The sequence below is a fragment of the Glutamicibacter sp. HZAU genome (assembly GCF_004100365.1).
In the GTDB taxonomy this organism is placed as follows: domain Bacteria; phylum Actinomycetota; class Actinomycetes; order Actinomycetales; family Micrococcaceae; genus Glutamicibacter; species Glutamicibacter nicotianae.
This window is the reverse complement of record NZ_SCKZ01000004.1, coordinates 180,486-202,224: the sequence shown is the minus strand read 5'-3', so window position 1 is coordinate 202,224 and position 21,739 is coordinate 180,486. Positions and strand designations below refer to the sequence as shown.

General features: G+C 60.9%; 17 protein-coding genes, 2 tRNA genes and 1 other RNA gene. 10 read left to right on the top strand and 10 right to left on the bottom strand.

Annotation, left to right across the window (positions count from 1 at the left end; all coding sequences use genetic code 11):
* Nucleotides 1–90 precede the first annotated feature (90 nt).
* On the top strand, nt 91–645 hold the full coding sequence (locus EKH49_RS07675) for a hypothetical protein (RefSeq protein ID WP_128470353.1): 555 nt from the start codon (nt 91–93) through the stop codon (nt 643–645).
* Nucleotides 646–941: 296 nt separating this feature from the next.
* Nucleotides 942–2,222, top strand: coding sequence for a dicarboxylate/amino acid:cation symporter (locus EKH49_RS07670; protein WP_128470352.1), 1,281 nt, complete (start codon nt 942–944; stop codon nt 2,220–2,222).
* Nucleotides 2,223–2,398: 176 nt separating this feature from the next.
* Here the strand turns inward: EKH49_RS07670 and epsC are convergent, their stop codons facing one another.
* From epsC to msrA, 3 genes are all read right to left on the bottom strand, one after another.
* Nucleotides 2,399–2,983, bottom strand: coding sequence for a serine O-acetyltransferase EpsC (gene epsC / locus EKH49_RS07665; protein ID WP_038990962.1), 585 nt, complete (start codon nt 2,981–2,983; stop codon nt 2,399–2,401).
* 142 nt (nt 2,984–3,125) lie between these two features.
* Nucleotides 3,126–4,061 carry a cysteine synthase A gene (gene cysK / locus EKH49_RS07660; protein ID WP_038990964.1) on the bottom strand — a complete coding sequence of 312 codons (936 nt, stop codon included), beginning with the start codon at nt 4,059–4,061 and terminating at the stop codon, nt 3,126–3,128.
* A gap of 128 nt (nt 4,062–4,189) precedes the next feature.
* Nucleotides 4,190–4,717, bottom strand: coding sequence for a peptide-methionine (S)-S-oxide reductase MsrA (gene msrA / locus EKH49_RS07655; RefSeq protein ID WP_128470478.1), 528 nt, complete (start codon nt 4,715–4,717; stop codon nt 4,190–4,192).
* A gap of 132 nt (nt 4,718–4,849) precedes the next feature.
* On the opposite strand from msrA, the gene EKH49_RS07650 reads away from it, so the two are divergent.
* Both EKH49_RS07650 and EKH49_RS07645 read left to right on the top strand, forming a co-directional pair.
* A complete protein-coding gene (locus EKH49_RS07650; RefSeq protein WP_128470351.1) occupies nt 4,850–5,803 on the top strand; it encodes a Nif3-like dinuclear metal center hexameric protein in 954 nt (317 codons plus the stop codon).
* Nucleotides 5,804–5,815: 12 nt separating this feature from the next.
* Nucleotides 5,816–6,202 carry a VOC family protein gene (locus EKH49_RS07645; protein ID WP_128470350.1) on the top strand — a complete coding sequence of 129 codons (387 nt, stop codon included), beginning with the start codon at nt 5,816–5,818 and terminating at the stop codon, nt 6,200–6,202.
* Between the two features lie 61 nt (nt 6,203–6,263).
* Here EKH49_RS07645 and EKH49_RS07640 read toward each other — a convergent pair whose 3' ends face one another.
* Nucleotides 6,264–7,052, bottom strand: coding sequence for a YaaA family protein (locus EKH49_RS07640; protein WP_128470477.1), 789 nt, complete (start codon nt 7,050–7,052; stop codon nt 6,264–6,266).
* A gap of 133 nt (nt 7,053–7,185) precedes the next feature.
* Between EKH49_RS07640 and rnpB the strand changes: the two genes are divergently transcribed.
* The 4 genes from rnpB to EKH49_RS07620 all read left to right on the top strand — a co-directional run bounded on the left by rnpB (nt 7,186) and on the right by EKH49_RS07620 (nt 11,281).
* An RNA gene (gene rnpB, locus EKH49_RS07635) (RNase P RNA component class A) lies at nt 7,186–7,541 on the top strand.
* A 234-nt stretch (nt 7,542–7,775) separates the two neighbouring features.
* Entirely contained in the window at nt 7,776–9,233 is a 1,458-nt protein-coding gene (locus EKH49_RS07630; protein WP_128470349.1) for a glyceraldehyde-3-phosphate dehydrogenase, read from the top strand.
* A 231-nt stretch (nt 9,234–9,464) separates the two neighbouring features.
* Nucleotides 9,465–10,091 carry a hypothetical protein gene (locus EKH49_RS07625; RefSeq protein ID WP_128470348.1) on the top strand — a complete coding sequence of 209 codons (627 nt, stop codon included), beginning with the start codon at nt 9,465–9,467 and terminating at the stop codon, nt 10,089–10,091.
* A 275-nt stretch (nt 10,092–10,366) separates the two neighbouring features.
* The gene (locus EKH49_RS07620) at nt 10,367–11,281 is read left to right on the top strand and encodes a winged helix DNA-binding domain-containing protein (RefSeq protein WP_128470347.1); all 915 of its coding nucleotides are present in this window, start codon (nt 10,367–10,369) and stop codon (nt 11,279–11,281) included.
* Between the two features lie 27 nt (nt 11,282–11,308).
* Here the strand turns inward: EKH49_RS07620 and def are convergent, their stop codons facing one another.
* From def to orn, 6 genes are all read right to left on the bottom strand, one after another.
* Nucleotides 11,309–11,881 (bottom strand): peptide deformylase, encoded by a 573-nt coding sequence (def, locus tag EKH49_RS07615; RefSeq protein WP_128470346.1) that lies wholly within the window; start codon nt 11,879–11,881, stop codon nt 11,309–11,311.
* 24 nt (nt 11,882–11,905) lie between these two features.
* Nucleotides 11,906–13,054 carry an acyl-CoA dehydrogenase family protein gene (locus EKH49_RS07610; protein WP_128470345.1) on the bottom strand — a complete coding sequence of 383 codons (1,149 nt, stop codon included), beginning with the start codon at nt 13,052–13,054 and terminating at the stop codon, nt 11,906–11,908.
* A 460-nt stretch (nt 13,055–13,514) separates the two neighbouring features.
* The gene (locus EKH49_RS07605; protein WP_161567472.1) at nt 13,515–16,178 is read right to left on the bottom strand and encodes a LuxR family transcriptional regulator; all 2,664 of its coding nucleotides are present in this window, start codon (nt 16,176–16,178) and stop codon (nt 13,515–13,517) included.
* Between the two features lie 765 nt (nt 16,179–16,943).
* Nucleotides 16,944–17,019: transfer RNA gene (locus EKH49_RS07600), tRNA-His, on the bottom strand.
* A gap of 622 nt (nt 17,020–17,641) precedes the next feature.
* A tRNA-His gene (locus tag EKH49_RS07595) sits at nt 17,642–17,717 on the bottom strand.
* A 158-nt stretch (nt 17,718–17,875) separates the two neighbouring features.
* Nucleotides 17,876–18,487, bottom strand: a complete 612-nt coding sequence (gene orn, locus EKH49_RS07590; protein ID WP_128470343.1) for an oligoribonuclease — start codon at nt 18,485–18,487, stop codon at nt 17,876–17,878.
* A 185-nt stretch (nt 18,488–18,672) separates the two neighbouring features.
* On the opposite strand from orn, the gene mptB (EKH49_RS07585) reads away from it, so the two are divergent.
* On the top strand, nt 18,673–20,226 hold the full coding sequence (mptB, locus tag EKH49_RS07585; RefSeq protein ID WP_236641074.1) for a polyprenol phosphomannose-dependent alpha 1,6 mannosyltransferase MptB: 1,554 nt from the start codon (nt 18,673–18,675) through the stop codon (nt 20,224–20,226).
* A gap of 5 nt (nt 20,227–20,231) precedes the next feature.
* Nucleotides 20,232–21,707, top strand: a complete 1,476-nt coding sequence (mptB, locus tag EKH49_RS07580) for a polyprenol phosphomannose-dependent alpha 1,6 mannosyltransferase MptB (protein ID WP_128470342.1) — start codon at nt 20,232–20,234, stop codon at nt 21,705–21,707.
* Nucleotides 21,708–21,739: the final 32 nt, after the last annotated feature.

Genomic DNA, 21,739 nt, shown 5'->3' with positions numbered 1-21,739 from the left:
CGGGCTTGCCTGCTTGCAATTGCTGCCCCCTCCGGTGGAGGATCGAATTACAAGGGAATTGTCGATTCCTCGTCGAGAGCGGAGAATGCCATGCCGGATGCACCTCGGAAACTACTCAAGCTCAGCTCGGCGGCAGCACTGGCCGGCTGCCTCGCGCTCGCCGGGTGCGGCAGCACCTCCGGTGGCGCACCAAGCGAAGCGTCCACGGATCCTGGAGCCAGCCCGACGAAAACTTTCTCCGCAACCGCATCCCCAACCGCGACCTCGTCCGAGCCGACAGAGCCTGAAGCTTCAAGCACGCCGGCCGATGAGGAATCGGAGCAAACGGAAACGATCGGGGGGCAGGAGCTGGGCAAGCTGCCGTCAAACGCCACCGAGTATGCTGACGCGCTGGTCGTTGCCTGGGGCAATGGGAACGAAGCCCAAATGAAACAGCTGGCCACCGCCCAAGTGGTCGCGTCCCTGACCGAGTATTCGGCGGCAGGTGGACCAAATTGGTCGCAAACCAGCAGTGACGCCGGAGCAGGGTCGGTGTTCGTGAGCTATGAAAATGCCGATGACGGGACCGTGCTGAACCTACGGGTGCAAAACCAGGTTGTCGGGCAGGGCCATGAACAAGGCGTGGTTGAAGCAAGCTTCGAGTAGTCCACAACGTCACACCAGCACCATGCCGCTTAATTGTGGCCAGACGCCCTCAGCGGCTGAATCGCCGAATATTCATCTGGGGAACGGTCGATACCCCCGTAATCGAATTCAATGGGAGCCCTTCCGATTTCAGGCGGGAATTATTCGGCAGAAGCGCGAATTTCCGTAACACTTAAGCCAATCACAGGATTTCGGTGTAATGGAAATTACGTCTATCATGATTGAGGCGTGCGCCACGACACACCTGTGGCCGTCGCGCAGGGCGCTCCGATCCCTAACCGTTTATAAGGACTTTCATGAAGCTGCTGAAATCTATCCCACTGCTTGGCTGGGTGCTCGTTGCCATCGTGCTGGGTATCCTGCTTGGCCCGGTGATGCCGGTCTGGTTGGGAAGCGTATTCCTGACCTACAACTCGATCTTCTCCGGATTCCTTGGCTTCATCGTGCCTTTGATCATCTTCGGCTTGGTCGCACCGGCTATCGCTGAGCTTGGCAAGGGTGCCGGCAAGTGGTTGGGCATCACCGCAGTCATTGCGTACTCCTCGACCTTGGCCGCAGGCCTGCTTGCCTACTTCGTCAGCCGCTGGCTGTTCACCAAGTCGCTGTCCGGCGGCGGCGTCGAAGAAGTTGGTGCAGGCGAAGGATCCGGTTTCGAGCCGTACTTGTCTCTGGTTGGCGAGGCGGGAGATTCCGCAACTGAAATCGTGCTGACTCCGCTGATGGGTGTGATGACCGCACTGGTGCTGGCGTTCATGCTGGGCCTGGGGCTCACTGCCTTCCGTTCCACCGTGCTCTTCCGTGGTGCCGTGGAATTCCGCAGCATTATCGAAATGGTCATCCGCCGCGTGATTGTTCCGGCGCTGCCGCTGTTCATCTTCGGCATCTTCCTGGACCTGTCCGCCGCCGGTGACGCCGTCGTCGTGGTCCAGAAGTTCCTCTTCGTTGCAGTGATTTCCTTCGTGCTCACCCTGGTGGTCCTGCTGGCGCAGTACACGATCGCTGGCGCGATGAACAAGCGCAACCCGCTGGCTGCCCTGTGGGGCATGCGCAATGCGTACTTCACCGCATTGGGCACCTCGTCGTCTGCCGCAACTATTCCGGTGACGCTGGAATCGGCCAAGAAGAATGGCGTGGCCGACGCCGTGGCTGGCTTCGTGATCCCGCTGTGCGCCACGATCCATTTGTCCGGCTCGATGGTCAAGATCACCTGCTTCTCCATCGCCGTGCTCTTGCTGACCGGCGGCGAAGTGTCCTTCGGCGCCTACCTCCCGTTCATTCTGATGCTGGGCGTCATGATGATCGCCGCCCCAGGCGTGCCTGGCGGCGCTATTGCGGCCGCTGCTGGCCTGCTCTCCCAGATGCTGGGCTTCGGCGAGGTCGAGGTCGGCCTGATGTTCGCGGCCTACATTGCACTGGATAGCTTCGGCACCGCAACCAACGTGACCGGTGACGGAGCGCTGGCCATGATCATGCACAAGCTGACCCGAGGCAAGCTCGGCACCCAGCCGCAGGATCCCGAGGACGAAATCGTTGAACTGGCAGATGGCACCGAATCGGAAGACCACAAGCTGGCCTAACCCGCTTGCCGCACAAGCATGAGCATCGATGCCCGGTACCAGACTCGCAGGTACCGGGCATCGATGCTTTGTTCTGCCGGCGACCAAGCCGGACCAAGAAGAAACCCGCCCAGCGGCCGAACCTGGACGGTTCGGACGCTGGGCGGGTTTGCGCTGCCGTAACGGAAGCAGAAGTCCTAGATCCACATGGCCGGGTCGATGTACTCGGCCGGGTCCACCGCTGGCTTGTGCTCTTCAGGCCGGCGCGGACGGTTCTGCGCAGGGATTCCGGTGACGATCGATCCTGCCGGGGCATCCTTGACGACAACGGCGTTCGCGCCGATTGCCGAGTCGGCACCGATCACGATCGGCCCCAGGACCTTGGCCCCTGCGCCGATGACCACGCGGTCCCCGATGGTCGGGTGGCGCTTGACCTTGGCCAGCGACCGGCCGCCGAGGGTCACCCCGTGGTACAGCATCACGTCGTCGCCGATTTCGGCCGTCTCGCCAATGACGATGCCCATGCCGTGGTCGATGAAGAAGCGGCGGCCGATGGTCGCGCCGGGATGGATCTCGATGCCGGTCAGTGCGCGGTTCGCCTGGGAGAGCAAACGGGCTGGCCATTTCAGTGCCGGGTTCTGCCACATCTTGTGGGCCAGCCGGTGCATCCAGATGGCGTGCAGCCCGGAATACACGAAGAAGTTTTCGGGATCGCTTCGCGCTGCCGGATCGTGCTGGCGTGCGTTAGCCAAATCCTCACGCAGGCGGGAGATAAAACTCATGAATACTACCTTAGTGGTTGCGGTTCGCTGCGGGACAATCCGCAGATGTCACACAGCAAATCGGCGCGAGCTGCACCGATAAAGGTCTCTCAATAGACCCAACGGTGGCTCACGCCGATTTATTCTGCTTCTGCAAACCTGCTTAGCCGCGGATGTCATCGAAGAGCAGCGTGGAGATGTAGCGCTCACCGAAGTCGGGGATGATCGCAACGATCTGCTTGCCTGCATTTTCCTCGCGTGCGGCGACCTGAACTGCGCCCCATACGGCTGCACCAGCGGAGATGCCACCGAGGATGCCTTCCTTGACGCCCAACGCGCGGGCGGTCGACACCGAATCCTCGATGCTGGCATCCAGGACTTCGTCGTACAGTTCGGTATCGAGCACCTCTGGGATGAAGTTCGCGCCCAAGCCCTGGATCTTGTGTGGGCCCGGCTTTCCGCCATTGAGGATTGGGGAATCCTTCGGCTCCACTGCCACGATCTTCAGGTTCGGATTCTTTTCCTTCAGGTAGCGGCCTGCGCCGGTGATCGTTCCACCGGTACCGATGCCGGCAACCAGGATATCGACCTTGCCTTCGGTATCGGCCCAGATTTCCGGACCGGTAGTGTCTGCGTGCACCTGCGGGTTCGCGGTGTTGGCGAACTGCTGCGCCCAGATGGCGTTATCGGAGGTCGCAACGATCTCCTTGGCCTTCTCCACGGCGCCGCGCATGCCATCGGCGCCCGGAGTTAGCACGATCTCGGCACCGAAAGCGCGCAGCATGACTCGGCGTTCGGTGGACATGGTCTCAGGCATGGTCAACACGACCTTGTAGCCGCGAGCCGCGCCAACCATGGCCAGCGCGATGCCGGTGTTGCCGGACGTGCCCTCGACAATGGTGCCACCTGGCTTCAACGCGCCCGATGCCTCGGCTGCATCAACGATGGCCACGCCGATGCGGTCCTTGACGGAGTTGGCCGGGTTGTAGAATTCCAGCTTCACGGCAATGTTGCCTGGCAGGCCCTCGCCGACGCGATTCAGGTTCACCAGCGGAGTGTTGCCGACGACTTCGGTGACGTTGTTGTAGATCTTGCCCATCTTGTATGCAATCCTTACGTGTACTTTATGCAGCCGCAGATAGTTGCGGCGAAATAACTGCTGGAATCTGGCGTAACCGCCGGACACCCATCGGGTTCACAACTAACCCTAATAGGCCTAAAGCGCGACTAGGTTTCGTTTAGCCATTGAGCGTAATATTTCCTGACTTTTGCGAGCTTTGGATCGATAATCACCCGGCAATATCCGACTTCTTGGTTTTCGGAGTAATAATCCTGGTGAATTTGCTCGGCAGGATAGAAATCTTTCGACTCTTCCAGCGTGGTGACGATCGGATTGGGGTATACACGCGAGAACTTGTCGATGGCGGCCTCGAAAAGTTCGCGCTGTGCATCGTCGAGCGGGAACATCGCCGAGCGGTACTGGGTTCCAACATCGTAGCCCTGGCGGTTCAGCGTGGTCGGGTCGTGCACGGTGAAGAACATGTCCAGGATGACGTCGGCCGGAACCACTTGCGGATCGAAGATCACCGCGACACCTTCGGCATGCCCGGTGGTGCCGCTGCAGACTTCGCGGTAGTTCGGATCCTTGGTGTGGCCGCCGATATATCCGGAAATTACCGCGTAGACGCCACGCGTGCGCTGGTACACGGCATCCAAGCACCAGAAGCAACCGCCAGCTAGCACGAAGGTGCTCAACTTGGTGTCCTGGACATCCAGGGTCGGGGTGAATTGATGAGGTGACTGAAGGCTGAGAATACTCACACAGTTCACAACGTTGCGGCGTTGCATTCTGTTCCATCCTCATTGGCACGGCGTAGTCTGGTTGGTATGCAGAGCAAGGCAAATAACTCGCAAGACCTGGGGAAGAGCAACGTTTCCCCGGAGGCCTCGACGCTCAAGCCCGTTACCGAAGAAAAGCCAGAGCAGCCAGTGGAAGACTCCTCGGCTGCGCAGACCACCCTGGGTAACGTCCTTGAAGCCGCCGAGGAGCTTTGGCCAAAGTCATTGGCCGAAGATTGGGATGCCGTTGGGCTGGTCACCGGGCGAACCGGCCAGCAGATTTCCAAGATCGTGATGGCTGTTGATCCAACGCTGGAGGTGATCGAGGACGCAATCGAGCGTGGGGCCGATCTGCTGATCACTCACCACCCGCTGCTGTTGCGCGGAGTCACCCAGGTTGCCGGCACGACATTCAAGGGCGAGGCCATTCACCGCCTGATTGAATCCGGTACCGCATTGCTGACCGCGCACACCAATGCCGACAGTGCCATCGGGGGCGTCAACGACGCGCTGGCCGATGCCTTCGGGCTCAAGGACTGCGTGCCGTTGGTGGAGTCCAAGGACGGGCTGCCCGAGGAAGGCCTGGGACGGGTGGGCTTCTTGGAGAAGCCGATGAAGCTCGAAGATTTCGCGGAACGCGTCTACACCGTACTGCCGGCCGTAGCCGGCGGAGTGCGTGTCGCCGGAGACCGCAACGGAATCATCCGGAAGGTTGCCCTGTGCGGCGGCGCCGGCGATTCCCTGTTCGATGCGGTGCGCTCGCACCAGGCCGATGTGTACGTAACCGCCGACCTGCGCCATCACCCGGCAAGCGAAGCGCGCGAAGCTGCCAATGGCGGCTTCCCTTACCTGATCGACGTTTCCCACTTCGCTTCGGAATGGGTCTGGCTCTCGGCCGGTGCCCGCGCCTTGGGCAATGTGCTGAACGATCTGGGACATGCGGTGGAAATCGAGGTATCCCAGGTGAATTCCGATCCTTGGGACTTTGTCCTGACTCCATAGCCGGAGTTTGGCATGCTGCACCACGTAGAGATCTGGGTGGAGGATTTGGCAGCCAGCACAGCATCGCTGGGCTGGCTGCTGACCCGTCTGGGCTACACGGCCAATTCGCAATGGGCCAACGGCATCAGTTATTCCTGCGGCGATTTCTATATCGTCCTGGAATCAGGTCCGGATGCGAAGAAGCAGCGGCATGACCGGCTGGCTCCAGGGCTGAACCATTTGGCCTTCCAAGCCGGCACCAGGCAGGCCGTCGACACGTTGGCCGCCGAAGCGCTGGAGCGCGGTTTCAGCCTCATGTTCGCGCAACTGCACCCATACGCCGGGGGAGCGCAGCACTATGCGGCCTATTTGGAGGATGCTTCCGGATTCGAAGTCGAACTGGTTGCAGCGCAGCGATGATGCCATGCAGGCCTAGCGGAATTGCCCGGCCTGCACGGCATCATTCGCTGTCGCAACGCGCTCAGGCGGCCTGCTTCACGGTGGTGAACTGGTGGTCTTCTGGCAGCAGGATGTTCAAAGCCAGGCCCTTCTTGTCTTCCACCAGGGACGCTTCCCACTTGGTCTGGACCAGGTCGAGCAATTCTCCAGGGTTCTTCGGTTCGACCGGCTGCTCGACCAGGAAGCGGGCGACTTCACCGCGGGTGTGCTTGGCGAAGTGCGAGACCACTTTCGGCGTTCCGTTGCGCATCTGGAACACGTTGACCGCAACGGTGTTGCCATTGGCTGGCTTGTAGGCGGCTGCGTAGGTGCTCGACCGGGCGTCAACGATCAGCTGGCTGCCGGCCGCCTCATCGAGTACCGGGGCCAGCCGCTTCTTCCACCAGGTGGCCAGCTTGCCCAGCGGCTCGAGCTTGACCGACATGGACAAGCGGTAGGGCGGAATGCGATCGCCAAATCGCACGGCCCCCCACAGCGCGGAGATCACGATGACGGATTCGTCGGCACGCCGCCGCGCGGCTTCATCCAGGCTCGCGTAGTCCAGGGCTTCGAAGAGCACCCCCGAGTAGATGTCGTGCGCCTTGGCGGCCGGCTCGGTGTGCAGGTTGATATTCCGAGCTACCTCATTGGCCAGCGAAGCTCCGACGCCCAGCAGGTCCATGGCATCTTCCCTTGCTGATACTTCTGCCAGGGCGTCGAGCATGAGGCGGCGTTCGGCAGAGAGCTCCGGGAAAGAGAGTTCTTCGATTTCGAAGGGAGCTCCTTCGACGTGGGCGGTCTTGCCTTCGGAAGGCGGCAACAAAATAAGCACGCTCTCCAGCTTATCGGAGTCCACCTGCTGCTCTGCGACGGCCATGTCCCCGCCGTGGCGACTCCGGCTGTGAGCGATCCAGTGTTCGAAAGTGGTCCGAAGGCTGTCCTGAACCGATTAGACTGGTAGTGAATGGGATGGCCAGACGGTCGCGTGGCAAGCAATTGTCCCGAGGAACGTCCGGGCTCCACAGAACAGGGTGGTGGGTAACGCCCACTCGGGGTAACCCGCAGGCTAGTGCCACAGAAAATAGACCGCCAGGTTTTCCTGGTAAGGGTGAAACGGTGGTGTAAGAGACCACCAGCACCCCAAGCGATTGGGGTGGCTAGGTAAACCCCACTCGGAGCAAGGTCAGACAGACTGCGTTATGAGGGCTGTTCGCCCCATGCAGTCGGGTGGACCGCTAGAGGCTGCCGGCAACGGCAGTCGTAGATAGATGACCGTCCCGCTTCGGCGCGACAAAACCCGGCGTATCGGCCATCCCATTCATTAATTCCTTCGCTGCATCCAGCCCTTCATTCCTGATCACACGGCCCGGCCCTTGCCCGCTCGTGAGATGATTCACAGTTCCCGATCCGCGCTTTTTCAGCGCACGGTCTAGAATGGATCATGTACTTACGAGGATGATCCTGTTACCTCGTGCCACCGCAAAAGCAATGGTGCTTCCCACGGTGCCAACCGACTTCATGGATCTGCGAGTCGGCTGAATTGGAAGGATTTTCTGTGACCCAGCAGTCTGTCGTTGCCCAGCAAGAATGGAGCGGGCGCGAAGAGCTCGCCGAGGCCATGATTCCACTGATCGGACGTCTGTACCGCAAGAACAATGTGGTGACCTCCGTCTACGGCCGCAAGCTGATCAACCAGTCCGCCATCGACATCATCAAGGCCCACCGCGTCGTGCGCCGCATCGATGGCGAAGAGCTCGACCTGAACGACACCAAGGCGATCCTCGATGCCATCGAGTCCCTGAATGTCGGCTCGGTCTCCGTTGATCTCGGCCGTTTGAACAAGAAGTTCAAGGAGTCCGGTTCCGCTGATCTGAACGCCTTCCTGGCTGATGAATTGGGCGAGAAGGTTGGCCAGGCTGGCGCAACCGACGCAGAACCGCAGGATGTCGTGCTGTACGGCTTCGGCCGCATCGGCCGCCTGCTGGCCCGCATCCTCATCGAACGCGGCGGCTACGGCCTGCGCCTGCGTGCCATCGTAGTCCGCAAGGGCGCGGAGAACGACTTGGTCAAGCGCGCCTCCCTGCTGCGCCGCGACTCGGTGCACGGCCGCTTCGACGGCTCGATCACCGTTGACGAGGAAAACAACACCATCCTCGCCAACGGCACCTTGATCAAGGTCATCTACTCGAATGACCCGACCACCGTTGACTACACCGAGTACGGCATCGACAACGCCATCGTCGTTGACAACACCGGCCGCTGGCGCGACGAGGCCGGCCTGTCCCAGCACTTGCAGGCCAAGGGCGTTTCCCGTGTCCTGCTGACCGCACCGGGCAAGGGCGACCTGAAGAACATCGTCCACGGCATCAACGATTCGTGGATCACCGCAGAAGACAAGATTGTCACCGCTGCATCGTGCACCACCAACGCCATCACCCCTGTGCTGAAGGCACTGAACGAGAAGTTCGGCGTTACCCACGGGCACGTGGAAACCGTTCATTCGTTCACCAACGACCAGAACCTGATCGACAACTTCCACAAGGGCGAGCGCCGCGGCCGCTCGGCAGCGCTGAACATGGTGATCACCGAAACCGGTGCCGCCAAGGCTGTTGCCAAGGCCCTGCCGGAGTTCGAAGGCAAGCTGACCGGCAACGCCATCCGCGTTCCTACCCCGGATGTCTCCATGGCGATCTTGAACCTCAACCTTGAGAACGAGACCACCAAGGAAGAGCTGAACGCCTACCTGCGCGAGACCTCGCTGACCTCGAACCTGCACAAGCAGATCGACTACATCGATTCGCCTGAGGTTGTTTCCACCGACTTCGTCGGCTCGCGCCGCGCTGGCATCGTTGACGGCCTGGCCACCATCGTGTCCGGCAAGAACGCTGTCGTCTACGTTTGGTACGACAACGAATTCGGCTACTCCTGCCAGGTAGTCCGCGTCATCGAAACCATGGCCGGCACCCACCCAGCTGCAGTGCCTGCACTGAAGGCAGAAGCCGTCACCGCCTAGGACCTCAAGGGTTTCAGCTGAAGGGGCCATCCCAACGCATTGCGCGCTGGGATGGTCCCTTCTTGAGTTCTGGGCCTGCGATAGGAACGGTCTTGCCGGGTTTTCCTGATGCACACTTTTCCGCGTCGTGGGCAGGACCGGACGGGGGTCCAGTATTCCCGGGGGTCGCTATCCTGTTTCATGCACACAGAACCCGTTGCCAGAGGAAGTGCCCTGTGCAAGGCTCGGGGCATGATGCGATCAACGAATCCGGCACTGAACCACGGCGGGAGGCCCGCGGACATGTCGCTGTCCATGGATGATGACGCGCAGCCAATCCGGATGCTGTTGTTCATCCGGCAGGGCTGGGGTCTAGCCGAAGATCTCTCGCTGCCCCAGCTCAGCCCGGTTCCCGAGAAGGGATCCTCGGCCCTGCCGGACGAAGCCGACCGGGACCTGTGGGAGCAACGGTGGATCCAGACCTGGTCGAACGCGTGGGCGGGAAAGGCGCAGGGTGCCCACCGCATCCCCGGGCTGGCGGCAACTACCGCGGCAACCGGTTCAGCCACCGGCAATGATTTCTGGACCCAGCAGTACGGCGACGAGGGGATCGACCTCATCGCGTTCGAGCAATGGGAACAGATGTTCGATCCGTGGTTGGGATTGAATCCAGAACCGGTGCTGCGCAGCACGGAGGTCCGGCCGGTGCTGGTCGCCGCCTGGGAGCGCGGGTTGACGGATCTCATCGTGGTGCCGTGGGCCGGGTACTGCATGCACCGGCTAGGCGATTCACGTCTGGTAACCTCCTTCGACACCGCCGCCAACTGCTCCCTGCTCAGGCAGGCGCTCGCCGAATGGATTCGCGCCCCGCTGAAGTGAGGCGTCGCCCGTTGCTGCGGCAGTCTTACGTCAACGACCATCTGCACATCAAGGCGAGGCATGGCGGCTGCGGATCCGGAGGCGCATCCGCTGCGCCGGACTGCTAGGCTCTACGCCATCGGGGATTGGATCGAGGTGGACCGATGGACAGGACCAGGGTACTGGCAGTACGCATGGCCAGCCAGCTTCTGCTGGAACCGGCAGAATCCACGCTGCAGGCCGCCAAGCACATGCTCGCCTTCTAGTCCCAGGACTTCGCTGCAGGACGCTACGGGCTGGCCCAGCGCTCGACAGCCCAAGAATCACGCCAGCGGGTCGACGCGCTGTTCACCGGCGGCCAGCTGGTCCGGTCGTGGATCATGCGGGGCACGCTGCACATCTGCGTCGCCGAGGATCTCCGGTGGCTGGCACGCTCAAGCCGTGAACGCACCCTGCGCTCAGCAGCCGCACGCCTGCGCGGACTGCAGATCGACGCGCAGGTCATTGACCAGGCTGCCGGCGTCATCAACTCGCATTTGCAGGAGGCTAAACAGGCCAGCCGAACCGAGCTCTTCAACGTGCTGAACCGGCACGGAATCGAGACGGACAAGCAACGCGGCTTGCACCTGCTGCAGATCCTCGCCCTGGACGGTTTGATCTGCCTGGGGCCCACCCCTGATGGTGCAAAGCTCACCGCCCAGGACTTCGTGCTCGTCGATCAATGGATCGCACGGCACCGGGAACCAGCGGATCCGCTGGCGGAAATATTGCGCCGCTATCTCAGCTCCCATGGGCCAGCCACCATCCGCGACGCAGCCTGGTACGCGGGGCAGACGCTTACTGCCATGAGAACTGCTGCCCAAGCCCTTGGTGACGTGCTGGTCAGCGCAGGCAACGATGAGCGAGGAGAAAACTATTGGGTCATTGCCGGAAGCCTGGCCCACCGCGAGCTTGAAACGCCGCAGTCCACCCGGTTGCCGCTGCACCTGCTGGGTCCCTTTGACGAGTACTACCTGGGCTATGCGGATCGGGCGCTGGCAGCCGATGAGCAGATGGCCCAGCAGATCCTGCCCGGCAAGAATGGCATGTTCCTGCCCTTCTGGCTTGAACAAGGCAGGGCGGCAAGGCTCTGGAATGCAGAAGCAGCGCCGACCGATCAACTCGGTACGGCGCTGCATCAGCGGTATCTGGACTTCAAGACCGCCCGGTAGGCGGCCGCCTGCCAGGAGGGACTGGGCCTAGTGGCCGAACGGATCCTCATCGGTCCCCGGCAGCCAGGTGTTGCCCGGGACGCCCCAGCCAAGAGCCTTCTTGGCCTTCTTCCACTTCTTCTCCCAGCGCGGCTGCAGCTTGTCCACATACAACAGGCCATCCAGGTGGTCGTACTCGTGCTGCATGATGCGGGCGAACCAGCCATGGGCCTCAAAGGAGATCGGCTGGCCGAACTCGTCGAAACCCTCCACCTTGGCATAGTCGGCGCGCTGCAGCGGGTAGTTCAAGCCGGGCGCGGACAAGCAACCCTCTGAATCCTCATCCGGGTGGGCAGGAGCCTGCGAAACCTTCGAAAGGGTCAACTTCGGGTTGATCACCACACCACGCTCGGGAGCATCGTCCTGGTCTGCGAAGACGTAGGTGAACATGCGCAGGCCCAAACCGATCTGCGGAGCGGCCAAGCCGACACCGTGCGCTTCATCCATGGTCAGGTGCATATCGGCCACGAGCTCGCGCAAGGCGTCGTCAAACTCGGTGACCTCCACCGCACGCTGGTGAAGTACAGGTTCTCCGTAAACAGTGATCTGCCGAATAGGCACGTGATCAGTTCCTTTCAAAAGTGCTTAGAGTGCTCGTCCAATAGTTTCACGCATGATCTCACTTGTGCCACCGAAAATGGTCAGCAAGCGCGAGGCGGTGAACGACTGCGCGATCGGGTACTCCATGATGTAGCCGTAGCCGCCATGGATCTGCAACGCCTGATCGGAAAGCTTTTTAGCGCTCTCACTAGCCCAAAGCTTGACCTCGGCAGCCTCGGCAGCATCCAGCTCGCCCTCGTTGAACGCCAGTACCGCCCGATCCACGAAGCTCTGGGTGACATGCGCCTCAGTCTTCAGGTTAGCCAGCTCGAAACGCGTGTTCTGGTATTCGGTCAGCGCCTGGCCGAAGGTCGAGCGGTTCTTCGCATGCTCCAGCGCCTGCTCGAAGGATGCGGTGCAGATCGCCGACGCCGCCACGGCAATGGCCAGACGCGCCTGGGGGAGATGAGCCTTGACATAGGACAGGCCCTGGCCGAGCTCGCCAACCAGATCGTCAGCACTCACGCGGACATCGTCGAAGAACAGCTCCGCGGTATCCGAAGCGCGCAACCCGATCTTGTCGAAGGGGGTGCCATTGGTGTACCCCTCGGAACGCTCGACCATGAACAGCGAGAAGGACTGTTCGGTGGCCCGTCCGCTCTCGCCGTCGGTGCGCGCCAGCACCAGCGCTGCATCGCCAAACGCTGCATTGCCGATGAAGGTCTTTTGCCCGCTGATCAGCCAGTCATCTCCATCGCGGACCGCCTTTGTGCGTACGGCACGCAGGTCGGACCCCGCGCCAGGCTCGGTAAACGCGCAGGAAGTAATGGTGGAGCCGTCGACCATGCGGGGCAGCCACTTGGCCTTGAGCTCGGCCGAGCCGTAGGACAGCAAATAAGGCAGCACCAGATCGTCATGCAGGTGGAACGCCAACGCCACGGCCAGGTGACCGGAACGCACGAACTCCTCATCGAGCACTACACGGAAGCGGTAGTCGTCGATCCCCATGCCGCCGAACTCCTCTGGCACGGCAAGACCCAGCAAGCCGTTCTCTCCGGCGGCCTGCCACACTTCGCGGGGTATCTGGTGCTCCTTCTCCCACTGGGCGTATTTGCCGGAAATCTCCCGGGCATTGAACTCCGTAGCCAATTCACGGAACTGCTCGTGGTCCTCTTCAAAGAGCGCGCGTTTCACAGGGGAGTACCTTTCGGTAGAGGGGTGGGGCCTGATTTGGGGCAGGCCAGGAACATCGACCTGCCCGACTGTTCACTTCCATTATGGTCTTACCCAATGACATGCGCCTATTTGCGGCCGAGTATCTGTTGCCCACGTCATGTTTGAAGCAATAAGTCTCAAAAAACACGGGTGTAGACTCCTCGCAGCCAGTGATTCGAACATATCTTCGAATATCGTCGAGGATCTGGTGTCACAAAGCTTAACGACAAGGTGCCAGCATCAAAGATGCTGGCACCGGTCTGTATCGGTGGGAGTCATAAGCACTCATTGCGAGTGAATGCAATCTAAATTCCCGTGATCCGCTCCATCAACTACTGTGATTCCCCCAAGAGCCAACCGCATTGGTAGATCGAACAAGAATCATCCTATGGGCAAGTATGGACATCTAAGCTGCAAAACTGGGTGACTAGGTACGCCATCACTCAAAAACAGGTAGGGCTAGAGTATCTTCTGCGGCCTGGAGCACTCCAGCATCCGACGCGACACGCTCAGCCAGCAGTTGCCGACGGTCCGTGATACCCAATTTCGCGTACGAGCGCTGCAAATGTCCCTCCACCGTACGCGGCGACAAAAACAGCTCCTGGGAGATCTCGTGATTGCTCGCCCCGGAAGCGGCCCTGATGCACGTTGCATATTCACGAGCCGTCAACAGCGATTCATCAACACGAGCCCGACCCAATGCCGACGTATTAACATGTTCCAACGGCTGGGCGATGTCGACCGAAAGTCCCAGAAGATGGCTGGCCACCGTGCGCCGCCCCAGAACCCGAGCACGCTCCGAAGCGCTCGCCGCCAGCTGGGCCGCCAGCAGTAGCTGCCCACCCTCGACATGGGCCTGCACAAGCAGTCCCACATTCAGTTCCGCTGGATCCTCAAGCGCCGCCTGGTAGCCAGCCAGCGTCGCCGCCAGCGGTCCCTGCACCTGCAACGCAGCTTCCGACAGCCGTGAAATATCGGCCAACAGTCCGCACTGCCATGCTTCGAGCAACAGGCGCATCACCAGGTTCTTACGCCCGAAGGACTCGGCCTCAGCAAGCAGCTTGTGCAATAAATCCTCAGCGGCCTGCTCGCCTTCAAGATCCAAAACCACCGATAGGAGCGACCGTTCGGCGATCGGACGCAAGATCTGCCCCGAAACCTCAGGCTCCGCACGCGACATGTCCAGATAGTACGACGCCTTGGCCCGGTCGCCCAGCAGGGATGCAGCATACGCGGCAAACGCCGCGGCAAAACCCTTGACCAAATACGGGTCGCCCACCGACAGCAAACCTATCGCCTGCTCCAACGCCGCCAAGGCCTGAGAAGCCATCCCGGACTCCAGATAGCCCATGCCGATGCCCACGATGACGTTGCCGTGATCGACGTTTGCCTCCTTGAGGTTGTCACCCACCGTCAACTGGGCAAACTGCGCAGGATTCATCCCCAGCGCGAACGCCATCGCGGGGAACGCGAAGAGCAACTCGGAGCGTACCGAGGCAGACTCCGTTTTCCACTCCGGCGACGACGAGATCCGGACGTACTCGGCCATCGCCTCCTCGGCCGACCCGGCGTGCGACTTCTCGATCAGCACATGGGCCAAGCATGAAGCCCGCCCTTCACTGCGCAGCTCGGGCATCGACGCATACTGGCGCAACGAGGCGATATCAACAACCTTGTTGGCCCGCGACCGGATCAGCAGCAAGTACGCGGCAATGCCCGGTGGATCGCCAGGCCGGGGTTCGAGGATCTGTTCAGCCAGCTCGAGACGCCCCAAACTCGCATACGCGATCTTGGCGGCGATAAAACGAATCTCCGGCGACCCCGTTGGCAGGTGATCCTGCAGCAAGGCCAACGCGGCCTCCGGCTTGCCAAGTTCATACAACGCATCCGCTCGGGCAATCAGCAATGATTCCAGCTGGTCGGGGGAGTCGACCCGCTGCTGGTCCAGCAAATCGGTCAACGCGATCACCTGCGGAAATTGCCGTGCGCTAGTCGACTGCTCGACATCGGAGAGCAACTCGCGAATCGGAACGGTCATCCCCATATCCAGCCGATGCCTGGTGAACCGGCTTCGTGACTCCGCGTCGAACAGCTCCCAGGACAGCTTCTCGTCGATGGTCTTGATATGCCGGCGCAGCGTGGACGAATCGAAACTGCTGAAAACCAGCTGAGAGGACAGGCCCGCACCGAGCCGGACGTGCTCCGTGCGCTCGCCGGTGACAGGGTTCTCCGCAACAAAATCGAGGCGGACCAGACCGGCGTCGATGGCATCGTAGATTGCCTGTCCCATGAGTTTGCGGGCAATCGGCAGTGGGACCGGGCCGGTGACTGCCAGGAGCTCTAGAGCTTCCCGGACTTCCTCTGGCTGGTTGCTTAAGCGGGCGTTGATGAGGTCTGTGGTGCGCTTTCCACGCGGTGTCCAGTGACGTTTGAGCGTCCAATAGTCCTGCTGCTTGCTCAGTGCCCCGGTCGACTGGGCATCCAGTGCCAGCTCGCGCAAATGCAGCGCATGTCCGCCGGAGAATTCCAGCAGCGAAGTAACGGCGCTAGAATTCACCTCGCCGCCGAGGATCTCGGAAAGCATCATGGCAGCGTCGTCGTAGGTGAGGGGCCCGAGTTCTATGCGCATGAAACTCGGGGAGAAAATCATGGATCGCAGTTCCGAAGGCATCGCGCGAACGGTTGCCGTGGCGACGACCAGACGAATATTGCCGGCCGTGGCGAACTGCTTGAGAACTGCGGCGCTTTGCTGGTCTACATATTCCGCTTGATCCAGGAAAATCCACTGGCCGCGTTCACTGGTGGCTCGGCCGATGCCGGTAACGAGTTCGGTGGGCGATGTACCTGTTGAACCGTTGGGCAGCTGGGTTGCGAGCACGCTCAACGTGGAAAAAGGAACCGAGCTCAGCGCTTTGGAACCGATGATCCAAACGAAATTGGATTCGATGCGATCCATCAGCTGCAGAGAAAACGTTGTGCGTCCGGTCCCGACGTCGCCAATGATGAATATCGGGCCGCCAGTGCGGGCTGCTGTGAGCGCGGCGTTCAGGGCTTTGACACGGGAAGGCAGTACTTCTCTGCGTTCCATCGGGAAGCCAGGCATCTTATTAGTATCGAACTCCCAGGTTGAGCCAGTCAAGTATCGTTCCCTCTCAACTCGAGTAGTTTTGAGGGTATGCAAAAGTGACATTACTAGCAATAATGCCCCGGTCAGCAACGAAGATTTTCCGGGTATTCGACAGATGCGAAAATGCGGACATACGGCTCAAATGTTTCTAGCTATAACGCCGTGCGTGCGACGGAAAATGAAAATCATCACTCGATCGAAACAATTTAGCTCTACTGCGTAATAATCCAAAAGGAACTTGGTCTTTGTGGAGTTAGTCCACAGGCAGCGTTGCCGAAATGTTGCTGTCAACTGAACCAATCGAGTTACTCGAACCCCTGCATCAGCACTTAAAGCATTTCCAGAGGTGTTTGACGCTCGGGTGGTGGATACGCGCGATAATCGAGGTCGAGATGGTGGTTGGAGAGCGCCAGCAGCGTTGCGTTTTCGTCAACATGCGCTGTATTCGATGCTTTCGGGATGGCAATGGTCTGGCCGTCTCGGATGGTTCAGGCGATCAGGATCTGGGCAACGCCGGCTCCAAGCTCCTCTGCGACCTCGCGGAGTTCAGGGCTTCCCAGAAGCTTCCCAGAAGCTGGTCTTGTTCGATGAGCGATTAAGTGCCAACGAGCTGGCTGTTCCAGGTAATCGCGACCAGTCGGACCGACGGAATGCTGCGAAATTTTGGTGCGTGACGTACCGGAATGAAAACGAGGTGCGAACCACGACTGATTCAACAGTCAAGGGTTCGCACCTCGATAATGGGGTGAGTAACGGGGTTTGAACCCGCGACCTTCTGGACCACAACCAGACGCTCTACCGACTGAGCTATACCCACCATGTTTACTTCGATACTAGTCAGAAGCGATAGCTCTGAAGATTTCGTACCGGGCAACGAGAAATACTATACACGTATTCGAACCATAAATTCCAATCTACCGGGTGCCTTCTGCGGGATTGTGACGGGATGCTCATTTTTCAGTGTTCAGAACTGGTGGCGCACCGCTGAACTGCAATAACTGGTAGATCCCGTGCCGAAATATTGCCATTTACTGCGCTACCTGAGTCCAACGTTTTGGCAAGAGGGTCAGGTAGGCCGACGCTTCATGGTGGGTATAAGGGCCGTCGTGGATCGAATCAGCGCCTTCAAGGGATGGTGGCAGAAGTTGTGGATGTTGATGAACTTTGGGGAGCATTGGATTCTGGGCGGCGACTTAAGTTAGGGCCTGGGTCGCGATCTGCACTTCTGTACTGAACGACGGCTGCCTCGGCCTAGGTGAAGTGGTTGGGTTGCTCCGATGATTGGCTGGCAGCAGGCATGCCCCTGGCTCCGTGGCTGTGGGGCTCAGCGGTGAGGGTGTCACGATCGGCGGCGTGCAGCGCGGCTCATCGGCAAAACTCACTCGGGGAAAGCAAAAGACTCGATTCAGAATTTCCATTCCGAACCGAGCCTTTACTGCTGGGGTGAGTAACGGGGTTTGAACCCGCGACCTTCTGGACCACAACCAGACGCTCTACCGACTGAGCTATACCCACCATGTTCGCTTCGATACTAGTCAGGACGCTTTCGCGAACCGATTCCGTATCGGGCAACGAGAAATACTATACACGGATTTTCCGCTTGGACGCCAATCGGAAAGCCCCTGGGGCACTGTGCAGTGCATCACCCATGCCCCAGGGTCCATCCCTGGCAGCTAGCCGGCGCTTTGGCTGATCCCCGTGGCGATCTTCCGGGCTTCATCGGAGGTTGGGCCCGGGGCCGGAACCATGATGGCTTCGCGGTAGTAGCGCAGCTCGTTGATCGAATCCTGGATGTCTCCCAGCGCCCGGTGGTTGCCGGTCTTGGCCGGAGCGCCATAGTGGGCCTTCGGGAACCAGCGGCGGCTCAATTCCTTCAGGGTCGATACGTCGATAATGCGGTAGTGCAGGTGCTCAATGACCTCGGGCATATCGCGGGCCAAGAAGTTCTTGTCGGTACCCACCGAGTTGCCGCCAAGCAGCGCCTTCTTCGGCTCCGGAACGTGCTTCTTGATGTAGTCGACCACCAAGCGCTGGGCTTCGGCCATGGAAATGCCGTTTTCCAGCTCGGGCAGCAGGCCGCTGGCCACATGCATATTGCGCACGAGGTCATCCATTTGCGCCAGAGCCGCCGGCTCGGGCTTGATGACAACCTGGATGCCCTCATCGACGATCTCCAGATCCGAGTCGGTAATGAGCACCGCTACTTCGATCAATGCGTCTTTAACCAGATCCAATCCGGTCATCTCGCAATCGATCCATACAATTTTTTCTGAATTACTAGCCACGCAACCAATCTACACTTCAACGAACGCTGTGGGGGAGCGCACCCTCTTAGCGGCGCGGAAGAACAGTGTCCCAACCGGCCCGAAGGCATGGCGAATGCTAAAATCGTCTGAGATTTCCGGCTGTTGACGTGCCACGCTCGCAAGGGCGGAGCTCAGGCGACGCTGGCCTAATTACTCTCGAACTCATGTCCGTTACAGCCCGAGGTGCCAACGTGTCAGCCAGCAACCCAGCCGCAGTGAGCTCCCCGCCCTACGCTGGAGTGAACAGGACCCTTCTCAGTGGCGTCATCGGTTCCTCCCTGATCCTCTTCGGATCCTTCGGCACCGGCTGGCTGGCCAGCGTCTCCCCGCTGAACCGCGACCCGTTCTTCATCATGCTGCGCACCGAACCGGCCGGCGTGACTGCGTGCGTGATCCTGCTGGCCCTGGGCTGCTGGCTGCTCTTCCGCTCGTGGTGGCGACTGGGACAGAAGCTCAAGGGCTGGGGCGAAGGCTCGCTGAAGGTGGTCCGCCGCGCCGTCTGGCTGTGGAGCATCCCGATGCTCGTCACGCTGCCGATCATGAGCCGGGACGTGTTCGCCTACATCGGCCAGGGCCGTTTGGTCGACGCTGGGCAGGATCCCTACGTTGACGGCATTTCCTCGCTGAACAACTGGTTCCAGCTGGGAACCGACACGATGTGGGCCCAGGACGGAACACCCTACGGCCCGCTGTACCTGAGCATCGAATGGCTTGTGGTCAACATTGTCAGCGGCTCAACCGACGTGGCCATCCTGGCTTTCCGGGCCATCGCGTTCATCGGCGTGCTGCTGTGCCTGCACTTCGTGCCGAAGCTGGCAGAACTGCACGCGGTGTCCGGAGCCAAGGCCACCTGGATGACCGTGGCCAACCCGCTGTTCCTCGTCAACTTCGTGGCCAGCGCGCATAACGACTCGCTGATGACCGGCCTGGCCGTATGGGCTGTCTACCTGGCCTGCAAGCGCCACGGATTCTGGGCGGTGGTCGTGCTCGCCGCCTCGGTCGGTGTCAAGCCGATCACCCTGGTGCTGCTGCCGTTCATCGGCCTGCTCTGGGCAGGCCCGGACGCCAAGTGGCCGCGCCGCATCCTGTACTGGTTCTACACCGGCATGCTGTTCCTCGCGCTGATGACCCTGGTGGGCTGGCTCAACGGCTACTGGTTCGGCTGGCTCTCGGTCATGCTCAACTACACCGGCGCCGGATTCTCGATCTACGCTCCGCTGGGCCTGGCGACCGTGGGCATCCAGAACATCTTCCATTCCTTCGGCTTGGATTCGGGCGGCGTGCTGGACGTGGTCAAGACCGCTGGACGCCTGATCGGCGTGGTGATCGCCTTCGTGCTGATGTTCCGCGGCAAGTATTCGCACCTGGTGCAGCGCATGGCCATCGCGTTCACCGCGATTGTCGTGCTCTCCCCGGTGATCCAGCCGTGGTACCTGCTGTGGCTGCTGCCGTTCTTCGCCGTCACCGGGCTGCGCGACGACTGGCAGATGCTGTGGCTGCACCTGACCACCATCTTCTTCCTCGCCTACCAGGCCGCTGACCAGATCTTCGTCTGGCAGTTCCTGCAGGAGTCGCTGGTTCCGCGCGTCCAGCTGATTTCCTGGGGCATCTCGATTGCCTGCGCCGTGTACCTGGTCTTCTTCGATCCGAAGACCAAGAACATCTGCGCCGACCTGCTCAGCTCGACCAATTGGCTCAAGAAACGCAAGAAAGCCTAGTGGCAGTGCAGGAGCGAAAGCTGGAACCGCAACGCGCAAGCCTGCGGTCGTTATCCTGGCAGGGGTTCATCGCCTCGGCGCTGATCACCGTTGCCTCCTGGGGAATCGGCTGGTTCCCGCGCAACCAGCTTTCCCCGCTGGCCCGCAGCGGCTTCTTCATCGAGTTCCGCACCGATGCGCCGGGGGTCATCATCTGCATCGTGCTGATGGCCGTGGGCATCGTCTGGCTGACCCGGACCTGGATCCTGGCCCGGCCATGGGTGCAGAGCGCAGGCGAGATCACCCGGAAAGAACTGAGCCGGCTGCTGGCCATGTGGTCCGCCCCGCTGATGCTCAGCTTCCCGATCCTCAGCCGAGATGTCTACTCCTATCTGGCGCAGGGCCGCATGCTGCACGCCGACAAATCCCCGTATGCCGAAGGCATCTCCGCGCTGCCCGGCTGGTTCGACGGGGGATCCGACGGCCTCTGGGCGCAGTCGCCCTCGCCCTACGGGCCGTTCTTCCTGGTGCTCTCGCGCATCATCTACTTCGTCTCCAACGGCATCCCCGAAGTCGGCGTGGGCCTGCTGCGCATCATCGCCGTGCTCGGCGTCTGGGGCTGCTACCACTACACCGCGAAGCTGGCGGCGAAAATGGGGCAGAGCCCCAACTGGGCCAACTGGGCGATCGTGGGCAATCCGCTGTTCCTGCTGACCATGATCGGCGGAGTCCACAACGACGCGCTGATGGTTGCCGGCGTCTTCAGCGCCTTCGCCTACGCCTATGACCGCCGCCCGATGGCGGCCACCATGGCCCTGGTCATCGCCGTATCGGTCAAGCCCATCGTGCTGCTGGTGCTGCCATTCATCGGATTGGTGCTGCTTGGCCACACCCGCACGATGCGCGCACGCTGGAAGATCTGGGTCAAGGTCGCGGCCATGTCGCTGACCTGGCTGCTGCTGATCGGCGCCGTCACCAACCTCTGGTTCGGCTGGCTGCCTGCCATGTTCACCGCGGGAGACGCGGCGTTCCCGTATGCTCCGGTCGGACTGATTGGCTGGTCGGTGAGCAACCTCGCAGGCCTGTTCGGTGCCGATATTTCGCTGGTCAATACCATCGTGGTGGCCATCTTCCAGCTGCTGTCCCTGGTGATCGTCGCGCGCTTGGCGCTGGCCAAGGACGCCTCCAGTCCGGTGCGCCTGGCGGCCTGGGCGCTTTCCGCGGTGGTGCTGCTCGCTCCGATCATCCAGCCCTGGTACATCCTGTGGCTGATTGCGCTGTTCGCCATTTCGCACAGGGTTGCCTGGGGATCGGAAAAGCTGATGATCCACGCATCGAGCATCATCCTGGTGGTGGTCTTCGTCGACCAGCTCTCCATCGAGCAGTGGCATTCGGCCTGGCTGATGAAGTCGCTGGCCGGCGTGGTGGTCCTGGGCCTGTTCGCCGCGCTCTTCACCTCCGATGCCGCCACCAAGCGGGTGCTGCGCGGGCCGGAAGCATAGCCAAGCTCACAGTCCGCAGCTCAGCTTCCTCA

What these genes read in the sequence shown, in the direction of transcription:
- EKH49_RS07675 (WP_128470353.1), top strand. Translation starts at nt 91, where the DNA reads ATGCCGGATGCACCTCGGAAACTACTCAAGCTCAGCTCGGCGGCAGCA.
- EKH49_RS07670 (WP_128470352.1), top strand. Translation starts at nt 942, where the DNA reads ATGAAGCTGCTGAAATCTATCCCACTGCTTGGCTGGGTGCTCGTTGCC.
- epsC (WP_038990962.1), bottom strand. Translation starts at nt 2,983, where the DNA reads ATGAGTTTTATCTCCCGCCTGCGTGAGGATTTGGCTAACGCACGCCAG.
- cysK (WP_038990964.1), bottom strand. Translation starts at nt 4,061, where the DNA reads ATGGGCAAGATCTACAACAACGTCACCGAAGTCGTCGGCAACACTCCG.
- EKH49_RS07650 (WP_128470351.1), top strand. Translation starts at nt 4,850, where the DNA reads ATGCAGAGCAAGGCAAATAACTCGCAAGACCTGGGGAAGAGCAACGTT.
- EKH49_RS07645 (WP_128470350.1), top strand. Translation starts at nt 5,816, where the DNA reads ATGCTGCACCACGTAGAGATCTGGGTGGAGGATTTGGCAGCCAGCACA.
- EKH49_RS07625 (WP_128470348.1), top strand. Translation starts at nt 9,465, where the DNA reads ATGATGCGATCAACGAATCCGGCACTGAACCACGGCGGGAGGCCCGCG.
- EKH49_RS07605 (WP_161567472.1), bottom strand. Translation starts at nt 16,178, where the DNA reads ATGCCTGGCTTCCCGATGGAACGCAGAGAAGTACTGCCTTCCCGTGTC.
- mptB (WP_236641074.1), top strand. Translation starts at nt 18,673, where the DNA reads ATGTCCGTTACAGCCCGAGGTGCCAACGTGTCAGCCAGCAACCCAGCC.